This window comes from Dactylosporangium sp. NPDC005572 (assembly GCF_040605515.1).
GTDB lineage: Bacteria > Actinomycetota > Actinomycetes > Mycobacteriales > Micromonosporaceae > Dactylosporangium.
The window spans coordinates 24,426-45,939 of the sequence record NZ_JBEXCY010000040.1 but is presented as its reverse complement, the minus strand read 5'-3'; the positions used below and the strand labels follow the sequence as shown (position 1 = coordinate 45,939).

Genomic DNA, 21,514 nt, shown 5'->3' with positions numbered 1-21,514 from the left:
TGCCGTCGATCCGGCAGCCGCGGTGACCGCTACCTCCAGTATGAAGCTGCCGTGGTGAAAGTTGAGGTCCGGCGGCCGCGTACGCGACTCGGCGCCGTCGCCGAAGCAAGATTGGAGATGGCGCCGAACCGGCGTTGCGCACCTGCGGTGACCGCACGTGCGCCGCGAGGCCAAGCCGAACGGCATCGAGAGGAAGGACAGGTGTCGTGAGTATCTCCCGCCGCCTGGCCGATCTGTTCCGGATCAAGGCCAACAAAGCCCTCGACCGGGCCGAGGACCCCCGCGAGGTGCTCGACTACTCGTACGAACGCCAACTGGAGATGCTGACGAAGGTCCGCCGCGGCGTGGCCGACGTCGCCACCAGCCGCAAGCGCCTCGAGCTGCAGCTCGCCCAGTTGCAGCAGGCCGCCGACCGGCTGCAGGAACAGGCCGCGCAGGCCGTCGACCTCGGCCGCGACGACCTCGCCCGCGAGGCGCTGACCCGCCGGGCGGCCCTCGCCACCCAGATGGCGGACATCACCGCCCAGCGTGACGGACTGACCGCCGAGGAGGCCAAGCTCACCACCGCCGCCACCAGGCTGCAGGCCCGGGTGGAGGCGTTCCGTACCCGCAAGGAGACCATCAAGGCCACCTACACGGCGGCCGAGGCGCAGACCCGCGTGGGTGAGGCGGTCTCCGGCATCTCGGAGGAGATGGGCGACGTCGGCATGGCCGTCCAGCGCGCCGAGGACAAGACCGCCCAGATGCAGGCCCGCGCCGGCGCCATCGACGAGCTCCTCGCCTCGGGTGCGATCCAGGACGCGACCGCGACGACCGGCGGCCGCGACGACCTGCAGGCCGCGCTCGACGCGGCGCGCGGCGACCAGGGGGTCGACCGCGAACTCGCGGCACTCAAGGCCGGGCGGCCGGAACCGCGTGCCGTCGGCGGGAGACAGTCGGACGGGGAGGCCCAATGATGATCATCCGGATTCTCGGGGAAGGCCAGTACGACGTGCCGGAGTCGGCGCTGACCGAGCTCAACACGCTCGACGCCGCGGTGCAGGCGGCCGTCGAGGCCGGCGACACGATCGCGTTCCGCGCACGGCTGGACGATCTGCTCGCCGCCGTCCGCGAGCGCGGCACCTACGTGCCCGACGACGTGCTGACCGCCTCCGACCTGGTCCTGCCCGCACCCGACAGCGAACTGGCGGAGGTGGCCGCGCTGCTGGGCGACGAGGGCCTCATCCCGGGCTGAGGAGCAGGCGATGCGCACCCGGTTCCGCCCCGACCGCCAGCTGACCGCGCGCATGGTGTTGACCGTGTTCCTGCTCGGGCTGGTGTACGTGGCGTTCGTCGCCGTGCTGGTCGCGCTGCTCAGGTCGTGGATCGCGATCGTGGTCATCGCGGGCGGTCTGCTGGCCGTCCAGTACTTCTGCTCCGATCGGATCGCCCTGGCGGCCATGCGCGCCCGGGTCGTCGACCCGCAGCAGGAGCCCCGCCTGCACGGGATCATCGACCGGCTGTGCGCCGCGGCCGACATGCCCAAACCGCGCGTCGCCGTCGCGGACACCGACCTGCCCAACGCGTTCGCCACCGGTCGCAACACCGAGCGCGCGGTGGTGTGCGTGACCACCGGCCTCATGCGCCGCCTCGAGACCGGCGAACTGGAGGGGGTCCTCGCCCACGAGCTGTCCCACATCGCACACCGCGACGTCGCGGTCATGACGATCGCGTCGTTCCTCGGCGTCGCGGCCGGCATGGTCACGCGCACCATGTTCTACTCGCAGCTGTTCGGCGGGCGCCGCCGCGGCGGGGCCGACCAGACGTACCTGCTGGTCATGATGGTCATGCTCGTCTCCGCGGTGGTGTACACGCTGAGCTTCCTGCTGATCCGGGCCCTGTCCCGCTACCGTGAGCTGGCCGCGGACCGCGCCGGCGCGACGCTGACCGGCCGTCCCTCCGAGCTCGCCTCGGCGCTGACGAAGGTGACCGGCGAGATGGCCCGCATCCCCACCCGCGACCTGCGCACCGCCCAGGCGTTCAACGCGTTCTTCTTCACCCCCGCTGTCGGGGCGAGGCCGAGCCTGTCGACCCTGCTGTCCACGCATCCGAGCCTGCAGCAGCGGCTGGACCAGCTGGCCGAGATCTCGACCGAGATCGGAGAGGCGGCACCGAGCGCATGAGATTCCTCGACGCGTTGCTGGGCCGCACGAGACCGGTCCAGCCGGACCTGGACGCCCTGTTCGGGGTGCCGGCCGCGGCCACCACCCTGCAGGCGGCCCTGGACCTGGTCCCGACCGGCGTCGGCGCGGTCTGCTTCAAACCGGCCGAAGGCCAGGCCGCCACGCAGGCCCAGACCGACGCGGTCGCGCTGCTCTCCGCGGACGCCGCGGGGAACGTGGCCGTCAGCCAGGACGAGTACGGCTACACCTGGATCGCCAGCCGGCACGACCGCAGCGACCTGGCCGGCCTGGTCACGGACCTGCACGCGGTCAACAGCACCCTCGCCGACGCCGGCTACGGGCCCAGCCTGCTGTGCACCGTCATCGGGTTCGCCGGCGCCGCCGACAACCGCCGGCTCGGCCTGGTCTACCTGTTCAAACGCGGCACGTTCTACCCGTTCGCACCCACCGGGGCCAACACCCGCGACAACGCTCTCGAGCTGCAGACCCGGGCCCAGCTCGGCGGCGAGCTGCCCGTGGAGACGGACCTCGGCCGCTGGTTCCCCATCTGGACGACTCCGGCCCTGTAAACGCCTGCGGTCACTGCCGGCAGCGGCGGCAACGCGATGCGCGCGGCCCGGGTAGGATCACCGGGTCCGTGCCGGGAGTGACGAGGGAAAACAGTGTGCGGTTCGGGATCCTGGGGCCGTTGCTGGTGTCCCGCGACGGCGAGCCGGTCGCGGTCGGGGCCCCCAAACAGCAGGCGCTGCTGTCCCTGCTGCTCCTGCGGCCGAACCGGCTGCTCACGGCCGACTGGCTGGCCGACGCCCTCTGGGACGGCTCACCGCCGTCGAGCGCGCCCGTGACGCTGCGGACGTATGTCGCGGGCCTGCGCCGCGCCCTCGAACCCGGTCGCGGGCCACGCTCGCCGGGCCGGATCGTGCGCTCCCACCCCGGCGGCTACGAGCTGTGTGTACCGCCCGAGGCGATCGACGCCGTACGGTTCACCGCGCTCGCCGACGAGGGCGCCCGGGCGCTCGCCGACGGAGATCCCGGCACCGCCGAGCGGCGGTACGCCGAAGCCCTGGGCCTGTGGCGCGGCGACCCGGCCGTCGCCGACCTCGCCGCCGTACGTCCCGACGTCGCCCGCCTCACCGAGGCCCGGCTGACCGCGGAGGAGGGCCGGCTCGCCGCCGCCGTGGCCGCCGGGCGCCACGGTGCCGTGCTGCCCGACCTGCGGCGCCTCGTCGACGGGCACCCGGCGCGGGAGGCGGGACGCGAGCAGTTGATGCTCGCCCTGTACCGGGCCGGCCGGCAGACCGAGGCGCTCGACGTGTTCGACGCGGGCCGTCTGCTGCTGGCCGACGAGTTCGGCGTGGAGCCCGGCCCACGGCTGCGCGAACTGCACCGCCGGATCCTCACCCACACGGTCCCGCCCGCGGCCGCGCCCGCTCCGGCGGGCGGGGCGCGGCGGGGGTCGCTCGTCGGCCGGGACGCCGAGCTGGACCGGCTGGCCCAGCTGCTGGCGGCGGCCGGCCGCGACGGCGGGCGCATCGCGACCGTCGTCGGCGAGCCCGGCATCGGCAAGACCAGCCTGGCCGCCGCGGTCGCGGACCGGGCCGCCGCGGCCGCGATCCCGGTCGTGTGGGGCCGCTGCCCCGACCTCGGCGAGGCGCCGCCGTTCTGGCTGTGGACGCAGGTCCTCCGCGGTCTTGCGGTACTGCCGGGATCCGACGGGCCCGGCGCGAGCACGGCGCTGTCCGGCTTCACCGCCGAAGCGGCGAACGGCGCCGACGGGCCGGACCCGGCCGCCCGGTACCGGGCCTACGAGGCCGTCGCCGGGCTCGTCCACGCGGTCGCCGAGCCGTCCGGACTGGTCGTCGTCGTCGACGACCTGCACGCCGCCGACCCCGACTCGCGGCTGCTGCTGCGGTACCTGGCCACCACCGTCCACCGCACCCGGGCGCTGGTCGTCGTCACGTCGCGGCCGTACGACCACGACGCCGGGCTCGTCGCCACGCTCGCCGACCTGGCCCGCGCCCCCGGCGGCGCTCAGCTGCGGCTCGGGGGCCTCGGCACGGCCGCGGTGGCCGACCTGGTGCACGACCGGACCGGCGCGGCACCGGCCGCCGGGCTCGTCGAGCGGCTGGTGCACCGCACGGGCGGCAACCCGTTCTTCCTCACCGAGCTGCTCGAGTCCGCCGGCCCGGCCCGGGACCGGGACGCGTTGCCCCCGAGCGTGCGCGACGCGGTCCTGCTGCGGCTGCAGGCACCCGACCCGGCCACCCGCGAGTGTCTCGACCTGCTCGGCGTCGCCGGCCGCGAGCTCGACCTGCGGCTGCTGAACTCGGCGACCGGCACCGACGCGGCCGAGCTGCTGACCGCCCCGACCGCCGCGCACCTGATCACCGGGGCCGGTCCGGGCGCGGTGCGGTTCCGGCACCCGCTGTTCGCCGAGGTCGCCTACGCCGAGCTGGCCGCGCCGAGACGGGCCGTCCTGCACGCCCGCCTCGCCGGCACCGCCGCGGGCATGCCGGGCCTGGGCGGGCTGACCCCGGCGGAGCTGGCCCGCCACTACGGGCAGGCGGTCGGGCTCGGCCACGGCGAGGACTTCCTGCGCTGGACGCTGCGGGCCGCCGACGACGCCACGTGGCGGCTGGCGTACGAGGACGCTCTCGCGCACCTCGACCGCGCCGCCGCCCGGCTCGCCCCCGACGCCGCCACCTCGCCGGACGCGGCCGAGGCCGAGCTCACGGTACAGCTGCATCGCACGTCGCTGCTGCAGATCACCGTCGGCGTGGGCAGCGACGCGGCCGAACGGACCGCGGCCCGGGCCCGGCGGCTGCTCCCGCTCGCGGGCCCCGGCGCCGACCTGCGCACGGCACTGTGGACGCTCGGCGAGGTCGCCTGCAACCGGGCTGAGTACGACATCGGCGCCGACCTGGCCCGCCGGCTGACCGGCGCCGCGCCGGACGACGACCCGCTTGTCGCCGCCGCCGGGCCGTACCTGCTCGGTGTCGTCGGCTACTTCACGGGCCGCCTCGCCGAGGCCGACGCGCAGCTCACCATCGCCGTCGAGCGGCTGCGCACGGTCGAGCCGCGACGGCTGCGCGGGCAGGTCGGGCGCACCCCGACGCTGTCGCCGTACAACTTCCGGGCGCTGGTGCGCTCGCTGCGCGGCGACCGGGCGGCGGCGCACGCCGACCTGGCGGCCGCGCATCAGCTCGCCGAACGCGCCGACGATCCGTACGGGCGGGGCAACGCCGTGCTGTTCGCGGCCTGGGTGGCCCTGCAGGAGCGCGACGCCCCGGCGGGCCGCGCGGCCGCCGGGCGGTGCCGTGAGATCGGCGAGCGGCAGTACATGCCGCACTTCGTCGACATCGGCGACTTCCTGGCCGACTGGGCGGCCGTGCACGACGGCGACCGGGCCCGGCTCACTGCGATGCGGGCCGCGGGCGAGGCGATCTACCGGCACGGGCTGCGGTCCACGCGCACGATCACGACCGCTGCGATGGCCGACGCGTACCTCACGGCCGGCGACCCGGCGACCGCGGCGGCGCTGGCCGACGAGGGACTCGCCGCGGCCGAAGCCGTCGGCGAACGGGTGCTCACCGCCGAGCTGCGCCGGGTGCGGGGCCTGGCCCGCGGCGACGACGAGGACGTGCGGCGCGGCGCCGCGATCGCCGCCGAGCAGGGCGCCGGGCTGTTGGTGAGCCGCTGTGGAGACCGGCCTCCACAGGATCTCCACAGCCGACGTCTTCGCTAGGCGGCATGCATCCTGACGTCGTCGTGGTGGGCTGCGGGCCGGTCGGCGCGCTCACCGCCAACCTGCTCGGCATGCGCGGCGTGCGCACCCTGGTCGTCGAGCGCAGTACCGCGCCGCACCAGCAGCCCCGCGCGTTCTCCTGCGACGACGAGGCGCTGCGGGTGTACCAGCAGGCCGGGCTGCGCGACGAGGTGGCCGCCGACATGTACCCGCCGCCGGTCGTCGACTACGTCGACGGCAACGGCCGGCCCTTCGCCACGATCGCCCTCGACGAGATCGACTTCGGGCTCGGCAGCGCACCCCTGCACTTCTTCGACCAGCCGCGCCTCGAGGCGTCGCTGCGCGCGGGCCTCGACCGGTTCCCGCACGTCACCCTGCGCACCGGCGTGGAGCTCACCGACCTGACCCAGGACGGCGACGGCGTCACGGTCGGGCTCCGCGACGTCGCGACCGGCGAGGCCACGACGGTACGCGCCCGGTACGTGCTGGGCTGCGACGGCGCCCGGAGCACCACGAGGACCGCCGCCGGCATCCAGCTCGGCGGGGCGTCGTACGAGGAGCCCTGGCTGGCGATCTCCGGCGACGTCGCGCCCGGCGGGGTCCGCCAGCCGCGGACCCGGTTCGTCTGCGACTGGCGCCGTCCCGCGTTCGTCTCGCCGGGCGCCTTCGGCACCCATCGCCTGGAGTTCATGCTCCGCGACGGCGAGACGCAGGAGGAGATGACCCGGCCGGAGACGATCGCCCGGCTGGTGGCCCCGTACGTCGATCCGGAGCGCTTCACCGTCACCCGCGCCGTCGTCTACACCTTCCACCACCTGGTCGCCGAGCGGTGGCGCAGCGGACGCGTGCTCCTGCTCGGCGACGCGGCCCACCAGATGCCGCCGTTCCTGGGCCAGGGCCTGTGCAGCGGCCTGCGCGACGCCGCGAACCTCACCTGGAAGCTCGCGCTGGTCCTCGCCGGCGAGGCGGCCCCCGACCTGCTCGACACGTACGAGGCCGAGCGGCGCCCGCACACCGAGGAGATGGCGGTCACGAGCGTCCGCATGGGCAAGGTGTTCCTGGTCCGCAGCCGCTCCGCCGCCGCCGCGCGCGACGCGGTGCTCCGCGCCGTCCAGACCCTGCCCCGGGTCCGCCGTTTCGTGCGCCACTTCGAGTTCAAACCGGCCCCGGCGTTGCGTACGGGCCTGCTGTCCGGCGGCGTGCGCAAGGGCCCGATCGGCACGATGTTTCCCCAGCCGCAGGTCACGACCCCGGGCACGAGGACCCCGCGCCTGCTGGACGACGTGCTGGGCCCGGCCTTCACGGTGATCGGCCCGGGCGTCGACGCACGGACGGCGGCCACCTGGGCGGGCCCGTCGGCGACCTTCGTCCGGGTCCTGCCGGCCGGTTCGCCCGGCGCCCCGAGCGCCCCGGCCCACGACGTCATCAACGTGGTCGACGTGAACGGCGCGCTCGGCGAATGGTTCGACCGGCACGGGGCCGACCTGGCCGTGCTGCGCCCGGACCGCTTCGTCTACAGCACCGCCGCGGACGCGGTGCCGCTGCGCCCCGAGCAGCCGCGTCCCGCAACCGTGTAGTCAGCGCCCGGTCCGGCCCTGCCCGGATCGTGGATCAGGGCACGATGAACCATCCCGGCCGTCCTCGCCGATAGTCCTTGTGTGTGGCTTGCTCGCCAACCGGGAGGTGGTCCGCTCGTAGTCGCGGGTCAGCCGGCGACATCCCACAGGGGAGGGCCGGGATGTCGCGTCTACGCGGCCGCCCGCACCGGCATCGGCGCACCCCGGCCGGCGAGGTTGTTGGCGTCGCTCCAGGTGGCCGCGGCGACGAGGAGCCAGGTGATGCCCCATCCGATCAGGGTGGGGTAGTTCGGTGCGCCGAAGATGGCGAAGACGGGCACCATGACGAGGAAGACGTAGATGCCGGCAGTGACGACGGCGTATCTCGTCCGGCCGGTGTTGTGACGCGCGGTGGCGAGGCCCAGACAGGTCAGGCCGATGGCGTTGACGGGCACCGAAAGGGTGAACAGTGCCTGGGAGAGGTCGTAGGACCGGCCAATGACGAGTTCGGCGGTGGCGAGCAGAACGAGGCCGAGGGCCGCGATCGCATACCCAGCCCGGGCGAGCGTGCGGTTGGTCCGCCAGGTCACGACGGCCAGCGCCAGGAGTCCGGCCAGCCAGAGCAGGTGGGCGACCGAGCCGAGGTTGTTGCTGCGGGCGAAGGCGACCGACCCCGGTTCGGTTGGGTCGACGAGGGCACGCACGCAGGAGATGATGTGCCACAGGGCGCCCGCGGCGAAGGCGGTCGCGGCGATGCGGGCGATGCGTGGAGTGTTCACGGCGGTCCTTCCGGTCCGGTTGACATGGGTGGATGGTGCGGAACGTCGATGCCCGGGTTCCCGCCGGTCTTCCCGGGTTGATCCGGGACTGTTTCCCGGCCCGACCCGGGTCGATGCGGTACGCCTCGCGGTTCGGTGCCGGATGATGGTGCCGTGACCGCCGTGAGATCGCTCCGCCCACGTCGTGCCGCTGCGGCGCTGGTGTGGGTGTTGGGCGCCGTGGTCGCCGCCGAGACGGTCGTGACCGTGGCGGCGTGGGCGACGTCGGGGATGACGGCACACATGGCCGTCGACAGTTTCGTGATCACGCACGGGGCGGCTGGTCTGGCGTTGCTGTGCTGCGGTGGGCCGCTGGCGTGGCATCGCCCGCGGAGCCCGATCGGCTGGCTGTTCGTCGGCTCGGCGATAGGGCACAGCACCGCGGCGATGATGCCGCCGCTGATCGTGTGGGGCATGAGCGACTCATGGCCGGTACCGGCGCTGCGGGCTCTGACGGCCATCGGCGTCTACGCCTGGCCGTGGACTGTGACGGTTGGCGTGCCGGTGGCCCTGATCGTGTTTCCGGACGGGCGGCTGCCCGGCCGGCGGTGGCGCCCGGCGTTGCTCGCGGTGCTCGTCATCGGCGTGCTGTTCACGCTGAGCAGCGGACTGGACCCGACCGGGTTTCACCTCGCCGGCGCCCCCGCCGGGTATCTGAGCCTCACCGGGTTCGCCGGGTGGCACCGGCTCTGGGCCGTCGCCGACCTGGCCGGTTTCGGGGCCAACGTCCTGGCCGCGGTCGCCCTGGTGGTGCGCTACCGGCGGGGTGACGAGGTGGTGCGCCGGCAACTGCTGTGGCTGGTCCTCGCGGCGGTCGTCGCGGCAGCGGTGATCGCCCCGTTCGTGCTGGCCCGCCGCGGCCCGGTCCTGGCGTTGCTGGCCGTCAACCTGATCCCTATCGCGGTGACGGTGGCGATCCTGCGGTACCAGTTGCTGGATATCCGGCTCGTGGTGTCGCGGGCCGTCGCGTACGCCCTGCTCTCCGTCGGCGTCGTCGGGCTCTATGTGGGGATGGTCGCTGTCTTCGACGCGTTCGCCCGCCGTCAGGTTGGCCTGGGCAGTTCATTGCTGGCCACGGTCGTCATCGCCATCGGGTTCAATCCGGTCCGGGTGTGGCTGCAACGCCGTGTCGACACCGCACTGTACGGACAGCGCGCCGATCCGCTGCGCGCGGTCTCGAGGGTCGGCGACCGTCTCGTCACGGGCCCCGACGCCGGCCTGCCCGGCGTTCTCGTCGCCATGGCCGACGCGCTGCGCCTGCCCTACGCTGCCCTCGAGCCGTCCATCGCAGACCGGGACGATGATCTACGACCGGTGAACGTGGGCTCGCCCCCGGTGCACACCCATCGACTGCCGCTGCGCTACACCGGCGCCCAGGTCGGCGTTCTGGAGGTCGGGCTCCGGCCCGGCGAGACCCGTATCGCTCCTGCCGACCTGGCGGTGCTCAGGGCGCTGGCCCCACCGCTGGCCCTGGCGATCCACGTCACCGCGCTCTCGACCGATGTGCGTCGCTCCCGGGAACGCATCGTGGACGCCCGTGAACATGAGCGGCAACGGCTGCGGCGAGACCTGCACGACGGGCTCGGCCCGATCCTGACCGGGATCTCGTTCCAGGCCCAGGCCGTTCACAATCTCATCGAACCGGCCGATGCGACAGTGAGTGCGCTGCTGACCGCCATCCGGGACCAAGCGCTGTCGGCCATCGAACAGGTGCGCCAGCTGATTGAGGAGCTACGCCCCTCGGAACTGGACGGTCTCGGCCTGGCGGACGCGTTGCGCCAACGCGCGAGGCATCTGTCCCACCGGCCCGCCGGGCCACCGCTGACGGTGAACCTGCACCACCCCGAGCCCCTCCCTGCGCTGCCCGCACCCGTGGAGGTCGTGGCCTACCGCATCGGTGTGGAGGCCCTGACGAACGTCGTGCGGCACACCACCGCCACAGCCGTGGACATCACCATTGTCGTCGACGACGAGCTGACCATCAGCGTGTGCGACAACAACACCTCCGCCACCCCGTGGAGTGAAGGCAACGGCCTCCGGTCGATCCGGTACCGGGCGGCCGAGATCGGCGGGGTCTGCACCGCCGGACCCGGGCCGCAGGGCGGACACGTACTCGCCCGACTGCCGCTTACTGCGCATCAACAGCAGCGACGGCAGCCGCTGTGAGCGAACACACCAGCATCCGCGTCCTCATCGCCGACGATCACCCCGTGGTCCGCGACGGGCTGTTCGCGCTCCTGAGCTCTGTGCCCGGCATAGCACCGGCCGGCACCGCCGCCACCGGTCGCGAGGCCATCCGCGCCGCGGTCACCTCAACCCGGACGTGATCGTCCTGGACATCCAGATGCCCGACCTGTCCGGCATCGACGCCGCCCGCGAGATCCGCCGGGCCGCACCGGCCGCCGCCGTCGTCATGCTCACCATGTTCGAGGACGACGACTCGCTGTTCGCTGCCGTACGCGCCGGCGCCCGTGGGTACATCCTCAAAGGCGCCGCGCCGGAGCAGATCGTCCGAGCCATCCGTGCGGTCGCCGCCGGTGAGGCCGTCTTCGGCCCCGGCGTCGCCGGCAAGGTGCTGGCCCACCTCACTGACGGATCGCCACATGCGCACGACGGGCTGACCACGCTGACCCCACGCGAACGGGAAGTGCTCACCCTCGCCGCCCAGGGACTGGGCAACCATGCCATCGCCGACCGGATGCGCCTGACCCCCAAGACGATCAGCAACCACCTCTCGGCCATCTACGCCAAGCTCGGCGTTGCCGACCGCGCCGAGGCCGCCGACCGTGCCCGCAAAGCGGGGCTGGGCTGACCACCCACGAACGCCGGATGGCCCAGCAGCGACGTCGTGCCGCAACCGGCACGAACACCCGCCGCGACACCTCCAGAAAAAAGGAAGGACTCTTTACAGTTGGCTGGGTTTGCGATATGAAATAAGTCCCAAATTAGATCTGGGTCGATGTCCCGCCCACTGCCCACCCAGGAGCATCACCATGGACAGATCACGATCGGCGCGCCTGCGCCGCGTGCTCGTCGCGGCGGTCGCTGCCGTCCTCGGCGCCGTCGTCCTCGTCCCGGGCACCGCGGCCGCCGCGGGTACCGGAGTGATCACCGGCTACGGCGGCAAGTGTGTCGATGTCGCCGGCGCCAACACCGCGAACGGCACCAAGGTCCAGCTGTGGACGTGCAACGGCACCGGCGCCCAGAGCTGGACCGTGGGCACCGACGGCACGATCCGGGCCCTCGGCAAGTGCCTCGACGTCTCCGGCGGCTCAACGGCCGACGGGGCCAAGGTCCAGCTCTGGGACTGCAACGGCACCGGCGCCCAGCAGTGGGTCGCCAACGCCGCCCGCGACATCGTCAACCCCCAGGCCAACAAGTGCCTCGACGCCACCGGCCCCAGCTCGGCCGACGGCACCCCGCTGCAGATCTGGTCCTGCGGCGGTGGCGCCAACCAGAAGTGGACGGTCCCGGGCGGCGGCGGTGGCGGCGGCGGGAGCGGCTTCGTGGTCAGCGAGGCCCAGTTCAACCAGATGTTCCCGAACCGGAACTCGTTCTACACCTACGCCGGGCTGACCAACGCGATGACGAAGTACCCCGCGTTCGCCACGACCGGCAGCGACACGGTCAAGCGGCAGGAGGCCGCGGCGTTCCTGGCCAACGTCAGTCACGAGACCGGCGGTCTGGTGTACATCCACGAGATCAACACCGCCAACTGGCCGACGTACTGCGACTGGAGCCAGCCGTACGGGTGCCCGGCCGGCCAGTCCGCGTATCACGGCCGCGGCCCGATCCAGCTGAGCTGGAACTTCAACTACAAGGCGGCGGGCGACGCGCTGGGCGTCGACCTGTTGAACAACCCGGACCTGGTGGCGACGAACGCGTCGATCTCGTGGCAGACCGGACTGTGGTACTGGATGACCGGTACCGGCAACGCGGGCACGACGTCGCACAACGCGATGGTGAACGGGCAGGGCTTCGGCACCACGATCCGGGCGATCAACAGCATCGAATGCAACGGTGGGAACCCCGCACAGGTGCAGAGCCGCGTGAACCTCTACAACCAGTTCGTCGCAGTTCTGGGTGTACCCGCTGGTGGCAATCTGACCTGCTGACGCGGGGGAGCACTGCTATCGACGGACCGGTCACGCCCGCCGGCGCGACCGGTCCGTTCCGGCATCCCCGCTCGACTCCGGGCGTTCCGCTACGGTGGGGAGGTCATGGACCTCATCGGGCGGGAGCATCCCGCGGGCCTGCTGCGCACGGCGGTCGACCGCGCCCTCGCGAGCCACGGCGGGCTGGTGCTGGTCGGCGGCGAGCCGGGCATCGGCAAGACGACGCTCGTCACGGCCGCCGCCGAGGGGGCCCGGCGCCGGGGCGCGCTCGTGCTCGGGGCGGCGTGCTGGGCGTCCGGCAGCGCGCCCGGGTACTGGCCGTGGGTGCAGGTCGTGCGCGGGCTGCGCCGCTCGCCCGACGACTGGGAGCTCGCGCGCGAGACGGCCGAGCCGGGCCTGCGGCACCTGCTGAGCGAGGCCCCGGCCACCGAGGCACCGGCCACCGGGATCCGCGGCGCCGACGACGAGGACGCCGACGACGAGGACGGCGACGAAGCGGACCAGGGCGACGGCGACGAGGAGGCGTTCGCGCTCCACGACGCCGTCACCGCCGCCCTGGTCGCCGTCGCGCAGCGGCGGCCGGTCGTCGTCGTGCTCGACGACCTGCACTGGGCCGACCCGGCCTCGATGCGGCTGCTGCAGTTCGCCGCCCAGCACACCTGGTTCGAGCGCCTGCTCTTCATCGGCACGTACCGTGACGCCGAGGTCGAGTCGGCCGACCACCCGCTGCGCCCGCTGCTGCTGACGCTGACCGCCAAGGCGACCACCATCACCCTCGACGGCCTGTCCCGCGACGAGGTCGGCGCCCTGATCACCCGCACGGCCGGTCGGGAGCCGGGCCCGGAGCTGCTCGACGAGGTGCACCGCCGCACCGGCGGCAACCCGTTCTTCGTGGAGCAGACCGCCCGACTGTGGCGCGCCGACGGCGAGGCCGGTGCCATCGCGCCCGGTGTGCGGGAGGCCGTGCGGCAGCGGCTCGCGCAGCTGCCCGCCCCGGTCGTCGAGGCGCTCACCGTCGCCGCCGTGCTCGGCCGCGAGTTCCACCGCCAGGTGCTCGCCGACTGCGTGCCCAGCCCGGCCGCGGAGACCGACCGGCTGCTGGGCCGGGCGGTCACCGCGCGGCTCGTGGTGTCCCGCGGCGGCGGGCGGTTCGCCTTCGTGCACGACCTGGTCCGCGAGACCCTGTACGACGGGCTGGGCGACGAGGACCGGCGCGCCCGGCACGCCGCCGTGGTCCGGGCCGCCGGCCGTTCGGCGGCGCTGGCCGAGCGGCTGCTGCCCGGTGAGCTGGCCGGGCACGCCTGGCTCGCCGGCCCCGGCGTCGACCCGGCGCACGCCACCGACCTGCTGCTCGCGGCCGCCCGGGCGGCCGCGCGCCGGCTCGCGTCGGACGAGGCGGTGATGCACTTCCGGCGCGCGCTCGACGTCGTCGCCGACCCGGCGCAGCGCGCCAAGACGATGGTGGAGCTCGGCCAGACCCTGCAGCACCACCACGGCGACCGGGCCGGGGCCGAGCGGCTCATGGCCGACGCCGCGGCGATCGTGCTCGACCTCGACGACCCGGTGGTCCTCGCCCGCGTGGCCATCACGGTGTACCGGCACCGGAACTCCTCGGGCAGCGCCGCCGACCCGGAGCGGCTGCTCCGGGAGGCGCACCGCCGCCTGATCGGCGACCCGGGCAGCGTCGCCTCGCCCGGAGCAATGGTCACGGACCTCATCACGGCCACCGAGACGCTCGCCCGCAGCGGCCACGACGACGAGGCGCTCACGTTCACGCTGTGGGCGCGCCACGACACCACCTGGGGGCTCGGCACGGCCGCCGACCGGGCGGCGCTCACCGCCGAGATCCGCAATGTGGCCCGCCGCAGCGGCGACGTGGAGACCGAGCTGTGGGCGACCTCGCTGCGCTGGGTCGCGCTGCTGGAGCTCGGCGACCCGGGCTACTACCGGGAGCTGACGGCCATGGCAGCCCTCGGCCGGGGGGAGGACCTCGCGGCGTACCGGATGATGGTCGCCATCGACAGCGGGGTCGTCGCCGGATTCCGCGGCGACTTCGCCGAGGCCGACGCGTGCTACACCGAGCTGGAGTCGTTCGGCGAGTGGGCCGACGGCGACCACGCGTTCACCACCGCGCACCTGCGGTGGGCGTGGCTGCTGCCGCAGGGCCGGTTCGCGGAGATCGACGAGCTGCTCGACCGGCTCGACGTGTCCGACCGCGACTACGTGGAACTGCTGCGGGCGCTCACGGCGGCGGAGCGCGGCGACGCCGGTACCGCCGCCCGGCTCACCGCCGCCATCGAGGCCGCCGGCGCGCAGTACAGCCGCGCCGTCTCCCCGCTCTGGCACCGCCTCCGGGCCGAGGTCGCCGCCGCCTCGGGCGACCCCGGCCGGTGCGCCGAGGTGCGCGAGGTGCTGCGGCCCTACCGCGGGCAGTGGCTGGTCGCGCTGTTCGGCTGCGACGTCAGCGGCCCGGTGGACCACTGGCTGGCGCGCCTCGACCTCGCCGAGCGGCGCTGGGACGACGCCGTCGCCGGCTTCCGCGCCGCCGGCGAGGCCGCCGACCGGATGGGTTCGCGGCACTGGTCGCTGCTGGCCCGCGCCGGGCTCGTGGAGGCGCTGTCGGGCCAGAGCCAGGGCCAGGGCCAGGGCCAGGCGGAGGAGGCGGCCGCGCTGCGGGCGACGGCGGCCGAGCAGGCGCGGGCGCTCGGCATGCCGCACGTCGCCGATCGCCTCGGCGCGCGGCCGGCGGCACCGATGGCCGGGCCACCGCCTGCCGAGCCGCCTGCCGAGCCGCCCGCCGGGCACGAGTTCCGCTTCGACGGGGCGGTCTGGCGGCTGGCCTACGCCGGCACCGTCGTCCACCTGCCCGACGCGAAGGGCCTGCACGACCTGCGCCTGCTGCTGAGCCGCCCCGGGGTGGACGTGCCGGTCGCCGACCTGCTCGACCCGTCCGCCGGGCCCGAGCTGGCCGCCGCCCGCCGACTCGGCGGCGACCCGGTGCTCGACGACGAGGCGAAGGCACGGTACCGGCACCACCTCGGTCGTCTGGACGAGGAGATCGACCGGGCCGCGGTGCGGGGCGACGCGCCGCGGCTCGCCGCCCTCGACGCCGAGCGCGCGGCGCTGCTGGAGCAGCTGCGGGCGGCGGCCGGCCTGGCCGGGCGCACCCGCCGCCTCGGCGACGAGGCCGAGCGCGCCCGCAAGACGGTCACCGCCCGCATCCGCGACACGCTGCGCCGCCTCGACGAGCGCCACCCGGCCCTCGCCGCGCACCTGCGCGAGACGGTGTCGACCGGCAGTGCGTGCTCCTACCGCCCGGCCCCGCCGCCGCCGTGGCGCCTCTGAGTCAGCGGCGGTTGTAGCGGTACATCGTGAGCGTGCCGAACACCACCAGGAAGCCGGCGCTCCACAGCAGCAGCCACATCGTGTTCGACGGGTCGGACGAGCCGGACATGGCCGCCCGCACCGCCGCCACCAGGTGGGTGATCGGGTTGACGTTGACGAACGCCTGCAGCCAGCCGGGCATGGTGGTGGGGTTGACGAAGACGTTGCTGAGGAACGTCAGCGGGAATAGGACCATCATGCTCACGCCCATCACGGACTTCTCGCTGCGCAGGACGAGGCCGAAGTACGTCCACACCCAGGAGAAGGCGAAGGAGAAGATCACCAGCAGGCCGATCCCGGCGAGCACGCCGAGCACGCCGCCGTCCGGGCGGAAGCCGAGCACCAGGCCGACCCCGAGGATGACGAACGCGGCCAGGACGTAGCGCAGCACGTCGCCGAGGATCATGCCGACCAGCGCGGCCGGTCGCCAGACCGGCAGCGTCCGGAACCGGTCGAAGACGCCCTTCTCGATGTCGGTGTTGAGGCCGACCCCGGTGTACATCGTGATCATCACGACGCTCGTGACCATGATGCCGGGCAGGAAGAACTGCAGGTACTCACTCGGGCTGCCGGCGAGCGCGCCGCCGAACAGGTACGTGAACATCAGCACCATGATGATCGGGAACGCGGTCACGTCGAACAGCTGCTCCGGCACGTGCTTGATCTTCAGCATCGCCCGCCAGCCGAAGGTCATCGACGCCGACAGGGCGCTCGGGCGGGGTGGGCGCGCCCCCGGGGCGAGGACCGTGGCGAGGGCCTCTGCCGAGGGCACGAAGACGGTCGGCGCGCGGCCGGTCGAGGTTGCGACATCGCTCATCGGGCCGCCTCCAGCTGCTCGTCCCGCTCGCCGGCCGGCTCCGCGGGGTGGTCGGTCAGGGCCAGGAAGACCTCGTCCAGGCTGGGCTGGCCGAGGGAGAAGTCGTCGACGACGATGCCGGCGCGGGCCAGGTCACCGAGCGCCCGCGCGGCCTGTTCGCTCGCGTCGAGGTCGGTGCCGGCCCCGCCGACCCGTGCGGTCAGCGCCACCGGGTCGGCGTCCAGCTGCACGGGGACGCCGAGCGCCGCGCGCAGTACCGCTTCCGCCTCCGACCGCCGTCCCGGGTCCCGCAGCCGCACGTGGACGGTGCCGGAGCCGACCGACGACTTCAGCTCGCCGGGCGTGCCCTCCGCGATCACCTTGCCGTGGTCGACCACCGCGATGCGGCCGGCGAGCTGGTCCGCCTCGTCGAGGTACTGCGTGGTGAGCAGCACCGTCGTGCCGTGCGCGACCACCGCGCGGACGATCTCCCACACCTGGTTGCGGCTGCGCGGGTCGAGGCCGGTCGTCGGCTCGTCGAGGAACAGCAGGTCCGGGGTGCTCAGGATGCTCGCCGCGATGTCGATGCGGCGGCGCATGCCGCCCGAGTACTTCTTCACCTGCCGCGCGGACGCGTCGGTCAGGCCGAACGCGGCGAGCAGCTGCTCGGCCCGCGCGCGGGCGGCCGGCTTGCGCAGCCCGAGCAGGCGACCGAGCAGCACCAGGTTCTCGAAGCCGGTCAGGTCCTCGTCGACCGACGCGTACTGCCCGGTCAGGCTCACCCGGGCGCGGACCGCGTCGGCCTCGGCCACGACGTCGTGCCCGAAGACCCGGGCCCGCCCGCCGTCGGGGCGCAGCAGGGTCGCCAGCACGCGCACCGCCGTGGTCTTGCCGGCGCCGTTCGGCCCGAGCAGGCCGTAGACGGTGCCGGCGGGGATGCGCAGATCCATGCCGTCCAGTGCGCGGGTCTCGCCGAACGACCTCGTCAGGCCCTCGGCCTCGACGGCCAGGCCCGTGGTGCGTTCACTCACGGATGCAAACCTTCCTCTTCGTCTCTCTTGGTCACGGCCTCAGTTCACATAGGGCCGCGCTGCGCGGCCCTCGCGGAGCGTCATGCCCCACCACCACAGCTCGTCGAGCAGCAGCCGGCAGTCCTGGCGCAGCCGGTCCCGGCACTCCGCCTGCTCGCTGTGCGCGATGAGCAGGTCGAACGCGACGGTATCGCGCACCGTGACCGCGTGCAGCGCGGTGAAGACCGTCCGCAGCGCGTCCACCGCGTGCAGCCCGGTCGACCGGCACCCGTACGACACGAAGCCGACCGGCTTGGTCTGCCACTCGTCGTACGCGTAGTCGATGGCCTGCTTCAGCGAGGCCGGGAAGCTGTGGTTGTACTCCGGGGTGACGACGACGAACGCCTCGGCCCGGTTGATGTCCTGCACGAACGACCGTATCGCCGCGGTGGGCTCCGCCGGGTGGCTGCCGGGAAACTCGTACGCGGCGAGGTCGACGACGGTCACCGCCAGGTCGTCCCGCCGCATCGCCTCCTCGGCGATTCGGCGGCCGACGCTCTCGCCCACGCGCCCCTCGCGCGTGCTGCCGATGATCACGGCGAGCCGGAGCGGTGCCATGCTGCCTCCTCGGGGTGGTTCACCCCTTCGGCGCTAGACGCCGCCCGGCGCCCGCGAGATCCAATCTCGCGGGCGTTCGGGTTCACTTTGTCGAGGCACGCCGATGGGCCGGTCCGTCGCCGGACCGGCCCACCGTGTGCTGCGAGGTCAGCCCGTCGGGAAGCTGTCCGGGGTGCGGATCCGGTCGCGCACCCAGGCGCCGGCCGTCTTGGCCGCGTGGCGCTGGGCGATGGCGGTGAAGAAGGTGCGGGCCCGGTCCAGGTTGGAGTTCGGGTCGCCCGGGGTGAGCATGTGCCAGTCGACGATGACGTACATGCCACGCGCGATCGCCTGCTCGATGTAGCTGTGCACCCGGTCGGTGAACAGCTGCGGGTTGGTCTCGTAGCCGCCCTCCTGGATGTACATCGACAACCCGCAGGACGTCGGCGTTCCAGTCGGTCGCCAGGGCGTTGAGCGAGGCGTCGGTGACGGACTACTGCGTGCCCGCGCCGTGCCGAGCACCCGTACGTACCGGCCGGTGGCGTTCAGGCCGGTGACGGTGTCGACGCCGCCGTTGCCGGTGGTGGTGCGCGGATCTTCATGCACGATCTCCTTCGCTGGTGGACCGGGTCATGCGGCGAAGCGCAGGCGGACGATGACGTTGGTGAGCACCGTCGGCGTGCCGCCGTTCATGTCGTTGTTGGTCGAGGTGAGCCAGAGGCCGCCGTCCGGTGTCTTGACCACCGTGCGCAGCCGGCCCCAGGAGCCGTTGAAGAAGGCCCGCGGCGTGTCGGTGGTGGCGCCGGTGATCCGCATGACCCACAGGCGGGTGCCGCGGACGGCGGCCATGTAGATCCAGTCGTTGACGATCTCGATGCCGCTCGGTGAGGCCGACGCGGTGCTCCACTGCCGCACCGGGTCGGTGAAGCTCGGGTTGCCGCAGGCGCCCTCGCAGGTCGGCCAGCCGTAGTTGGCGCCGGCGGTGATGAGGTTGAGCTCGTCCCAGGTGTTGTCACCGAACTCCGACGACCACAGCCGGCCCTGCGAGTCCCACGCGAGGCCCTGCGGGTTGCGGTGGCCCAGGCTGTACACGCGGGTGCCGAACGGGTTGCCGGGCGCGGCCGCGCCGGTGGTGGTGACCCGCAGGATCTTGCCGTTGAGCGAGCTGGGGTTCTGCGCCCGGCTGCTGTCCTGGCCGTCGCCGGTGGTGACGTAGAGGTAGCCGTCCGGGCCGAACCGCACCCGGCCGCCGTTGTGGAAGCGGTTCTTCGCGATCCCGGTGACGAGCGCCTCGCGCGGGCCGATGGCGCCGTTCTCGAACTTGAAGCGGACCAGGCGGTTGTCCGCGGCCGCGGTGTGGAAGGCGTACACCCAGTGGTCGGTGGCGAAGGTCGGGCCGACGGCGAGGCCCAGCAGGCCGCCCTCGCCGCCGGTGGTCACGGCCTCGGCGACGGTGCCGACGACCGTCTTCTGCCCGGCCGGCGTCACCCGCACGATCTCGAACCGGTCCCGCTCGGCGACCAGCGCGCTGCCGTCGGGCAGGAACGCGATCCCCCACGGCAGGTCGAGCTGCGTGTTGACGTTGCGGTCGAAGATCGGGTCGCCGCCGCCCGCCTGCGACGACGTGGTCACCGCCAGCGCCGGGCCGGCCGGCGAGGTGTTGCCGTTGGCGTCGTAGGCGACCACCGTGTACCGGTGGGTCGTCGCGGCGGCGAGCCCGGTGTCCGACGCGGTCAGGTCGGGCACGTCCGCGATCTGGGTGCCGTCGCGCGACACCCGGTAGCCGCGGACGCCGACGTTGTCGGTGGCCGCGTTCCAGGCCAGCGTCACCGTGCTCGCGGTGACGGCGGTGCTGCGCAGCCCGGCCGGCGTGGTCGGCGGCTGGGTGTCGGTGCCCGGCGGCGCCGTGACGGGCAGGTTGTTGCTGCCCTGCGACGGGTTGCCGGCCGCGTCGTAGGCCAGCACGCTGAAGACGTACGAGGTGTTGGGCTGCAACGGCACGGTGGCGGCGAGGATGTTGCCGCCGACCTCCGTGACCACGTTCCCGCCGTTGTAGACGACGTACCGGGCGACGCCGACGTTGTCGGTGGAGGCGTTCCAGGCCAGGTCGACGCCGGTCGGGCGGACCGCGCCGACCACCCGCAGGTTCGCCGGCGCGCTCGGCGGCTGCCCGTCCGACGGCGCGGTGACCCGCAGCCGGTCCAGGTTCGGTCCGCCGTTGCCGGTGGTGGCCGCGGCCCGGACGGTGTTCGTGCCGGCCGTGAGGCTCGCGGTGACGGTCCGCTCGACCCACGTCGGCCAGGCGCCGGTGCCCGGGAAGGACACCCCGGGCGCGGCCGGCGCGCCGTTGACGGTGATGTCCATCGGCCGGTCGACGGTGGTGCCGTTGGCGTAGCGCAGCGCCAGCGGGTACATGCCGGCGGCGGGCACCGAGACGGTGAACTGGACGTAGGAGCCGACCACGTTGTCGTAGTTGACGAAGCCGGTGCCGGTGTAGCCGGCGTGGTTCGACTCGACCACACCCTGCGACACCGCGGCGCTCTCGGCCTGGTAGTCGGTGAACGCCGGCGGCGGCCCGCCGGCCAGGCCCCACTGCTGGCTGGCCACGGCCGGGTTGCAGGCCCAGATGTGCAGCTTGGCGGCGTCGGCGGTGCTGCCGCCGGCCACGTCGAGGCACCGGCCGGTGGCCGGGTTGACCAGCGTGCGGGCCGAGTCGCTGTACGTCCACCGCTGGTTGGGGTTGCCGGCGGAACAGTCCCAGATCTGCACCTTGGTGCCGTTGGCGTTGATCCCGCCGGCGACGTCGAGGCACTTGTCGCCCAGGGCGCGGATGGTGCCGTCGGTGCCGACGGTCCACGTCTGCGCGGCGGTGCCGTTGCAGGTGTAGAGCTGCACCTGGGTGCCGTTGACGGTGGTCGCCGCCGGGACGTCGACGCACTTGCCGGAGGCGATGCCGGTGATCGGGCCGACGGTGTCGGCGGCGGCCGGGGCGGCGGCCGCCACCACGCCGGTGGCGACGCAGAGCGCGGCGGCGAGGGTGGCGATGACGTGTCTGACCGGTGGGGAGCTCATCGGGGTCTCCGTTCCTGACGCCGGGCCCCCCGCGAGGCGACGGAGCCGGGCAGCGGTCGCCGCGCCGTCGCCGACCTTGGTTGTTAGTTAGGCTTCCTTATAGATAGAGCACGATATTCATATCGATGAGTCTGGTCAAGGCTCGGCCGCGGCGGTGGATCCGCGGCGGACACGTGACGGGTTCCCGACATCGGGTGCGGGACCCCGCGTTTCACCCCGCACCGCCCCCGGCACCCGCCGCGCACAGTCGCCTCATTCG

General features: G+C 73.6%; 16 protein-coding genes and 1 pseudogene. 11 read left to right on the top strand and 6 right to left on the bottom strand.

Translation table 11 applies throughout. The annotated features are described in order from the left end of the window. Positions 1-206: 206 nt before the first annotated feature. From ABZS66_RS21110 to ABZS66_RS21085, 6 genes are all read left to right on the top strand, one after another. Positions 207-956 (top strand): PspA/IM30 family protein, encoded by a 750-nt coding sequence (locus tag ABZS66_RS21110; RefSeq protein ID WP_354760076.1) that lies wholly within the window; start codon positions 207-209, stop codon positions 954-956. Beyond that, the gene (locus ABZS66_RS21105) at positions 953-1,234 is read left to right on the top strand and encodes a hypothetical protein (protein WP_354760074.1); all 282 of its coding nucleotides are present in this window, start codon (positions 953-955) and stop codon (positions 1,232-1,234) included. The genes ABZS66_RS21110 and ABZS66_RS21105 overlap by 4 nt, the downstream gene beginning before the upstream one ends. A gap of 10 nt (positions 1,235-1,244) precedes the next feature. Further along, positions 1,245-2,162: a zinc metalloprotease HtpX gene (gene htpX / locus ABZS66_RS21100; RefSeq protein WP_354760072.1), complete on the top strand. Its 918-nt coding sequence runs from the start codon at positions 1,245-1,247 to the stop codon at positions 2,160-2,162. Further along, complete coding sequence (locus ABZS66_RS21095; protein WP_354760070.1) at positions 2,159-2,731, top strand: hypothetical protein; 573 nt, start codon at positions 2,159-2,161, stop codon at positions 2,729-2,731. The genes htpX and ABZS66_RS21095 overlap by 4 nt, the downstream gene beginning before the upstream one ends. A gap of 95 nt (positions 2,732-2,826) precedes the next feature. Then, positions 2,827-5,907 (top strand): BTAD domain-containing putative transcriptional regulator, encoded by a 3,081-nt coding sequence (locus ABZS66_RS21090; RefSeq protein WP_354760068.1) that lies wholly within the window; start codon positions 2,827-2,829, stop codon positions 5,905-5,907. Between the two features lie 5 nt (positions 5,908-5,912). Beyond that, positions 5,913-7,484, top strand: coding sequence for a bifunctional 3-(3-hydroxy-phenyl)propionate/3-hydroxycinnamic acid hydroxylase (locus tag ABZS66_RS21085; protein ID WP_354760066.1), 1,572 nt, complete (start codon positions 5,913-5,915; stop codon positions 7,482-7,484). Between the two features lie 170 nt (positions 7,485-7,654). Here the strand turns inward: ABZS66_RS21085 and ABZS66_RS21080 are convergent, their stop codons facing one another. Beyond that, a complete protein-coding gene (locus ABZS66_RS21080) occupies positions 7,655-8,242 on the bottom strand; it encodes a hypothetical protein (protein WP_354760064.1) in 588 nt (195 codons plus the stop codon). Positions 8,243-8,395: 153 nt separating this feature from the next. On the opposite strand from ABZS66_RS21080, the gene ABZS66_RS21075 reads away from it, so the two are divergent. From ABZS66_RS21075 to ABZS66_RS21055, 5 genes are all read left to right on the top strand, one after another. Beyond that, complete coding sequence (locus tag ABZS66_RS21075; protein ID WP_354760062.1) at positions 8,396-10,447, top strand: histidine kinase; 2,052 nt, start codon at positions 8,396-8,398, stop codon at positions 10,445-10,447. Further along, complete coding sequence (locus tag ABZS66_RS21070; RefSeq protein WP_354760060.1) at positions 10,444-10,608, top strand: hypothetical protein; 165 nt, start codon at positions 10,444-10,446, stop codon at positions 10,606-10,608. Before ABZS66_RS21075 ends, ABZS66_RS21070 begins: the two co-directional genes overlap by 4 nt. Next, complete coding sequence (locus tag ABZS66_RS21065) at positions 10,605-11,093, top strand: response regulator transcription factor (protein WP_354760058.1); 489 nt, start codon at positions 10,605-10,607, stop codon at positions 11,091-11,093. Before ABZS66_RS21070 ends, ABZS66_RS21065 begins: the two co-directional genes overlap by 4 nt. A 181-nt stretch (positions 11,094-11,274) precedes the next feature. Then, the gene (locus ABZS66_RS21060) at positions 11,275-12,396 is read left to right on the top strand and encodes a glycoside hydrolase family 19 protein (RefSeq protein ID WP_354760056.1); all 1,122 of its coding nucleotides are present in this window, start codon (positions 11,275-11,277) and stop codon (positions 12,394-12,396) included. Positions 12,397-12,501: 105 nt separating this feature from the next. Further along, the gene (locus tag ABZS66_RS21055) at positions 12,502-15,741 is read left to right on the top strand and encodes an AAA family ATPase (RefSeq protein ID WP_354760054.1); all 3,240 of its coding nucleotides are present in this window, start codon (positions 12,502-12,504) and stop codon (positions 15,739-15,741) included. 1 nt (position 15,742) lies between these two features. On the opposite strand, the gene ABZS66_RS21050 is transcribed toward ABZS66_RS21055, so the two are convergent. From ABZS66_RS21050 to ABZS66_RS21030, 5 genes and pseudogenes are all read right to left on the bottom strand, one after another. After that, positions 15,743-16,597, bottom strand: a complete 855-nt coding sequence (locus tag ABZS66_RS21050; RefSeq protein ID WP_354760052.1) for an ABC transporter permease — start codon at positions 16,595-16,597, stop codon at positions 15,743-15,745. Further along, complete coding sequence (locus ABZS66_RS21045; RefSeq protein WP_354760050.1) at positions 16,594-17,607, bottom strand: ATP-binding cassette domain-containing protein; 1,014 nt, start codon at positions 17,605-17,607, stop codon at positions 16,594-16,596. The genes ABZS66_RS21050 and ABZS66_RS21045 overlap by 4 nt, the downstream gene beginning before the upstream one ends. A 39-nt stretch (positions 17,608-17,646) precedes the next feature. Continuing rightward, on the bottom strand, positions 17,647-18,204 hold the full coding sequence (locus ABZS66_RS21040) for an NAD(P)H-dependent oxidoreductase (protein WP_354760048.1): 558 nt from the start codon (positions 18,202-18,204) through the stop codon (positions 17,647-17,649). A gap of 216 nt (positions 18,205-18,420) precedes the next feature. Further along, positions 18,421-18,670, bottom strand: a pseudogene (locus ABZS66_RS21035) (cellulase family glycosylhydrolase); the annotation flags it as partial. A 143-nt stretch (positions 18,671-18,813) separates the two neighbouring features. Beyond that, entirely contained in the window at positions 18,814-21,255 is a 2,442-nt protein-coding gene (locus tag ABZS66_RS21030; RefSeq protein WP_354760046.1) for a PQQ-dependent sugar dehydrogenase, read from the bottom strand. Positions 21,256-21,514: the final 259 nt, after the last annotated feature.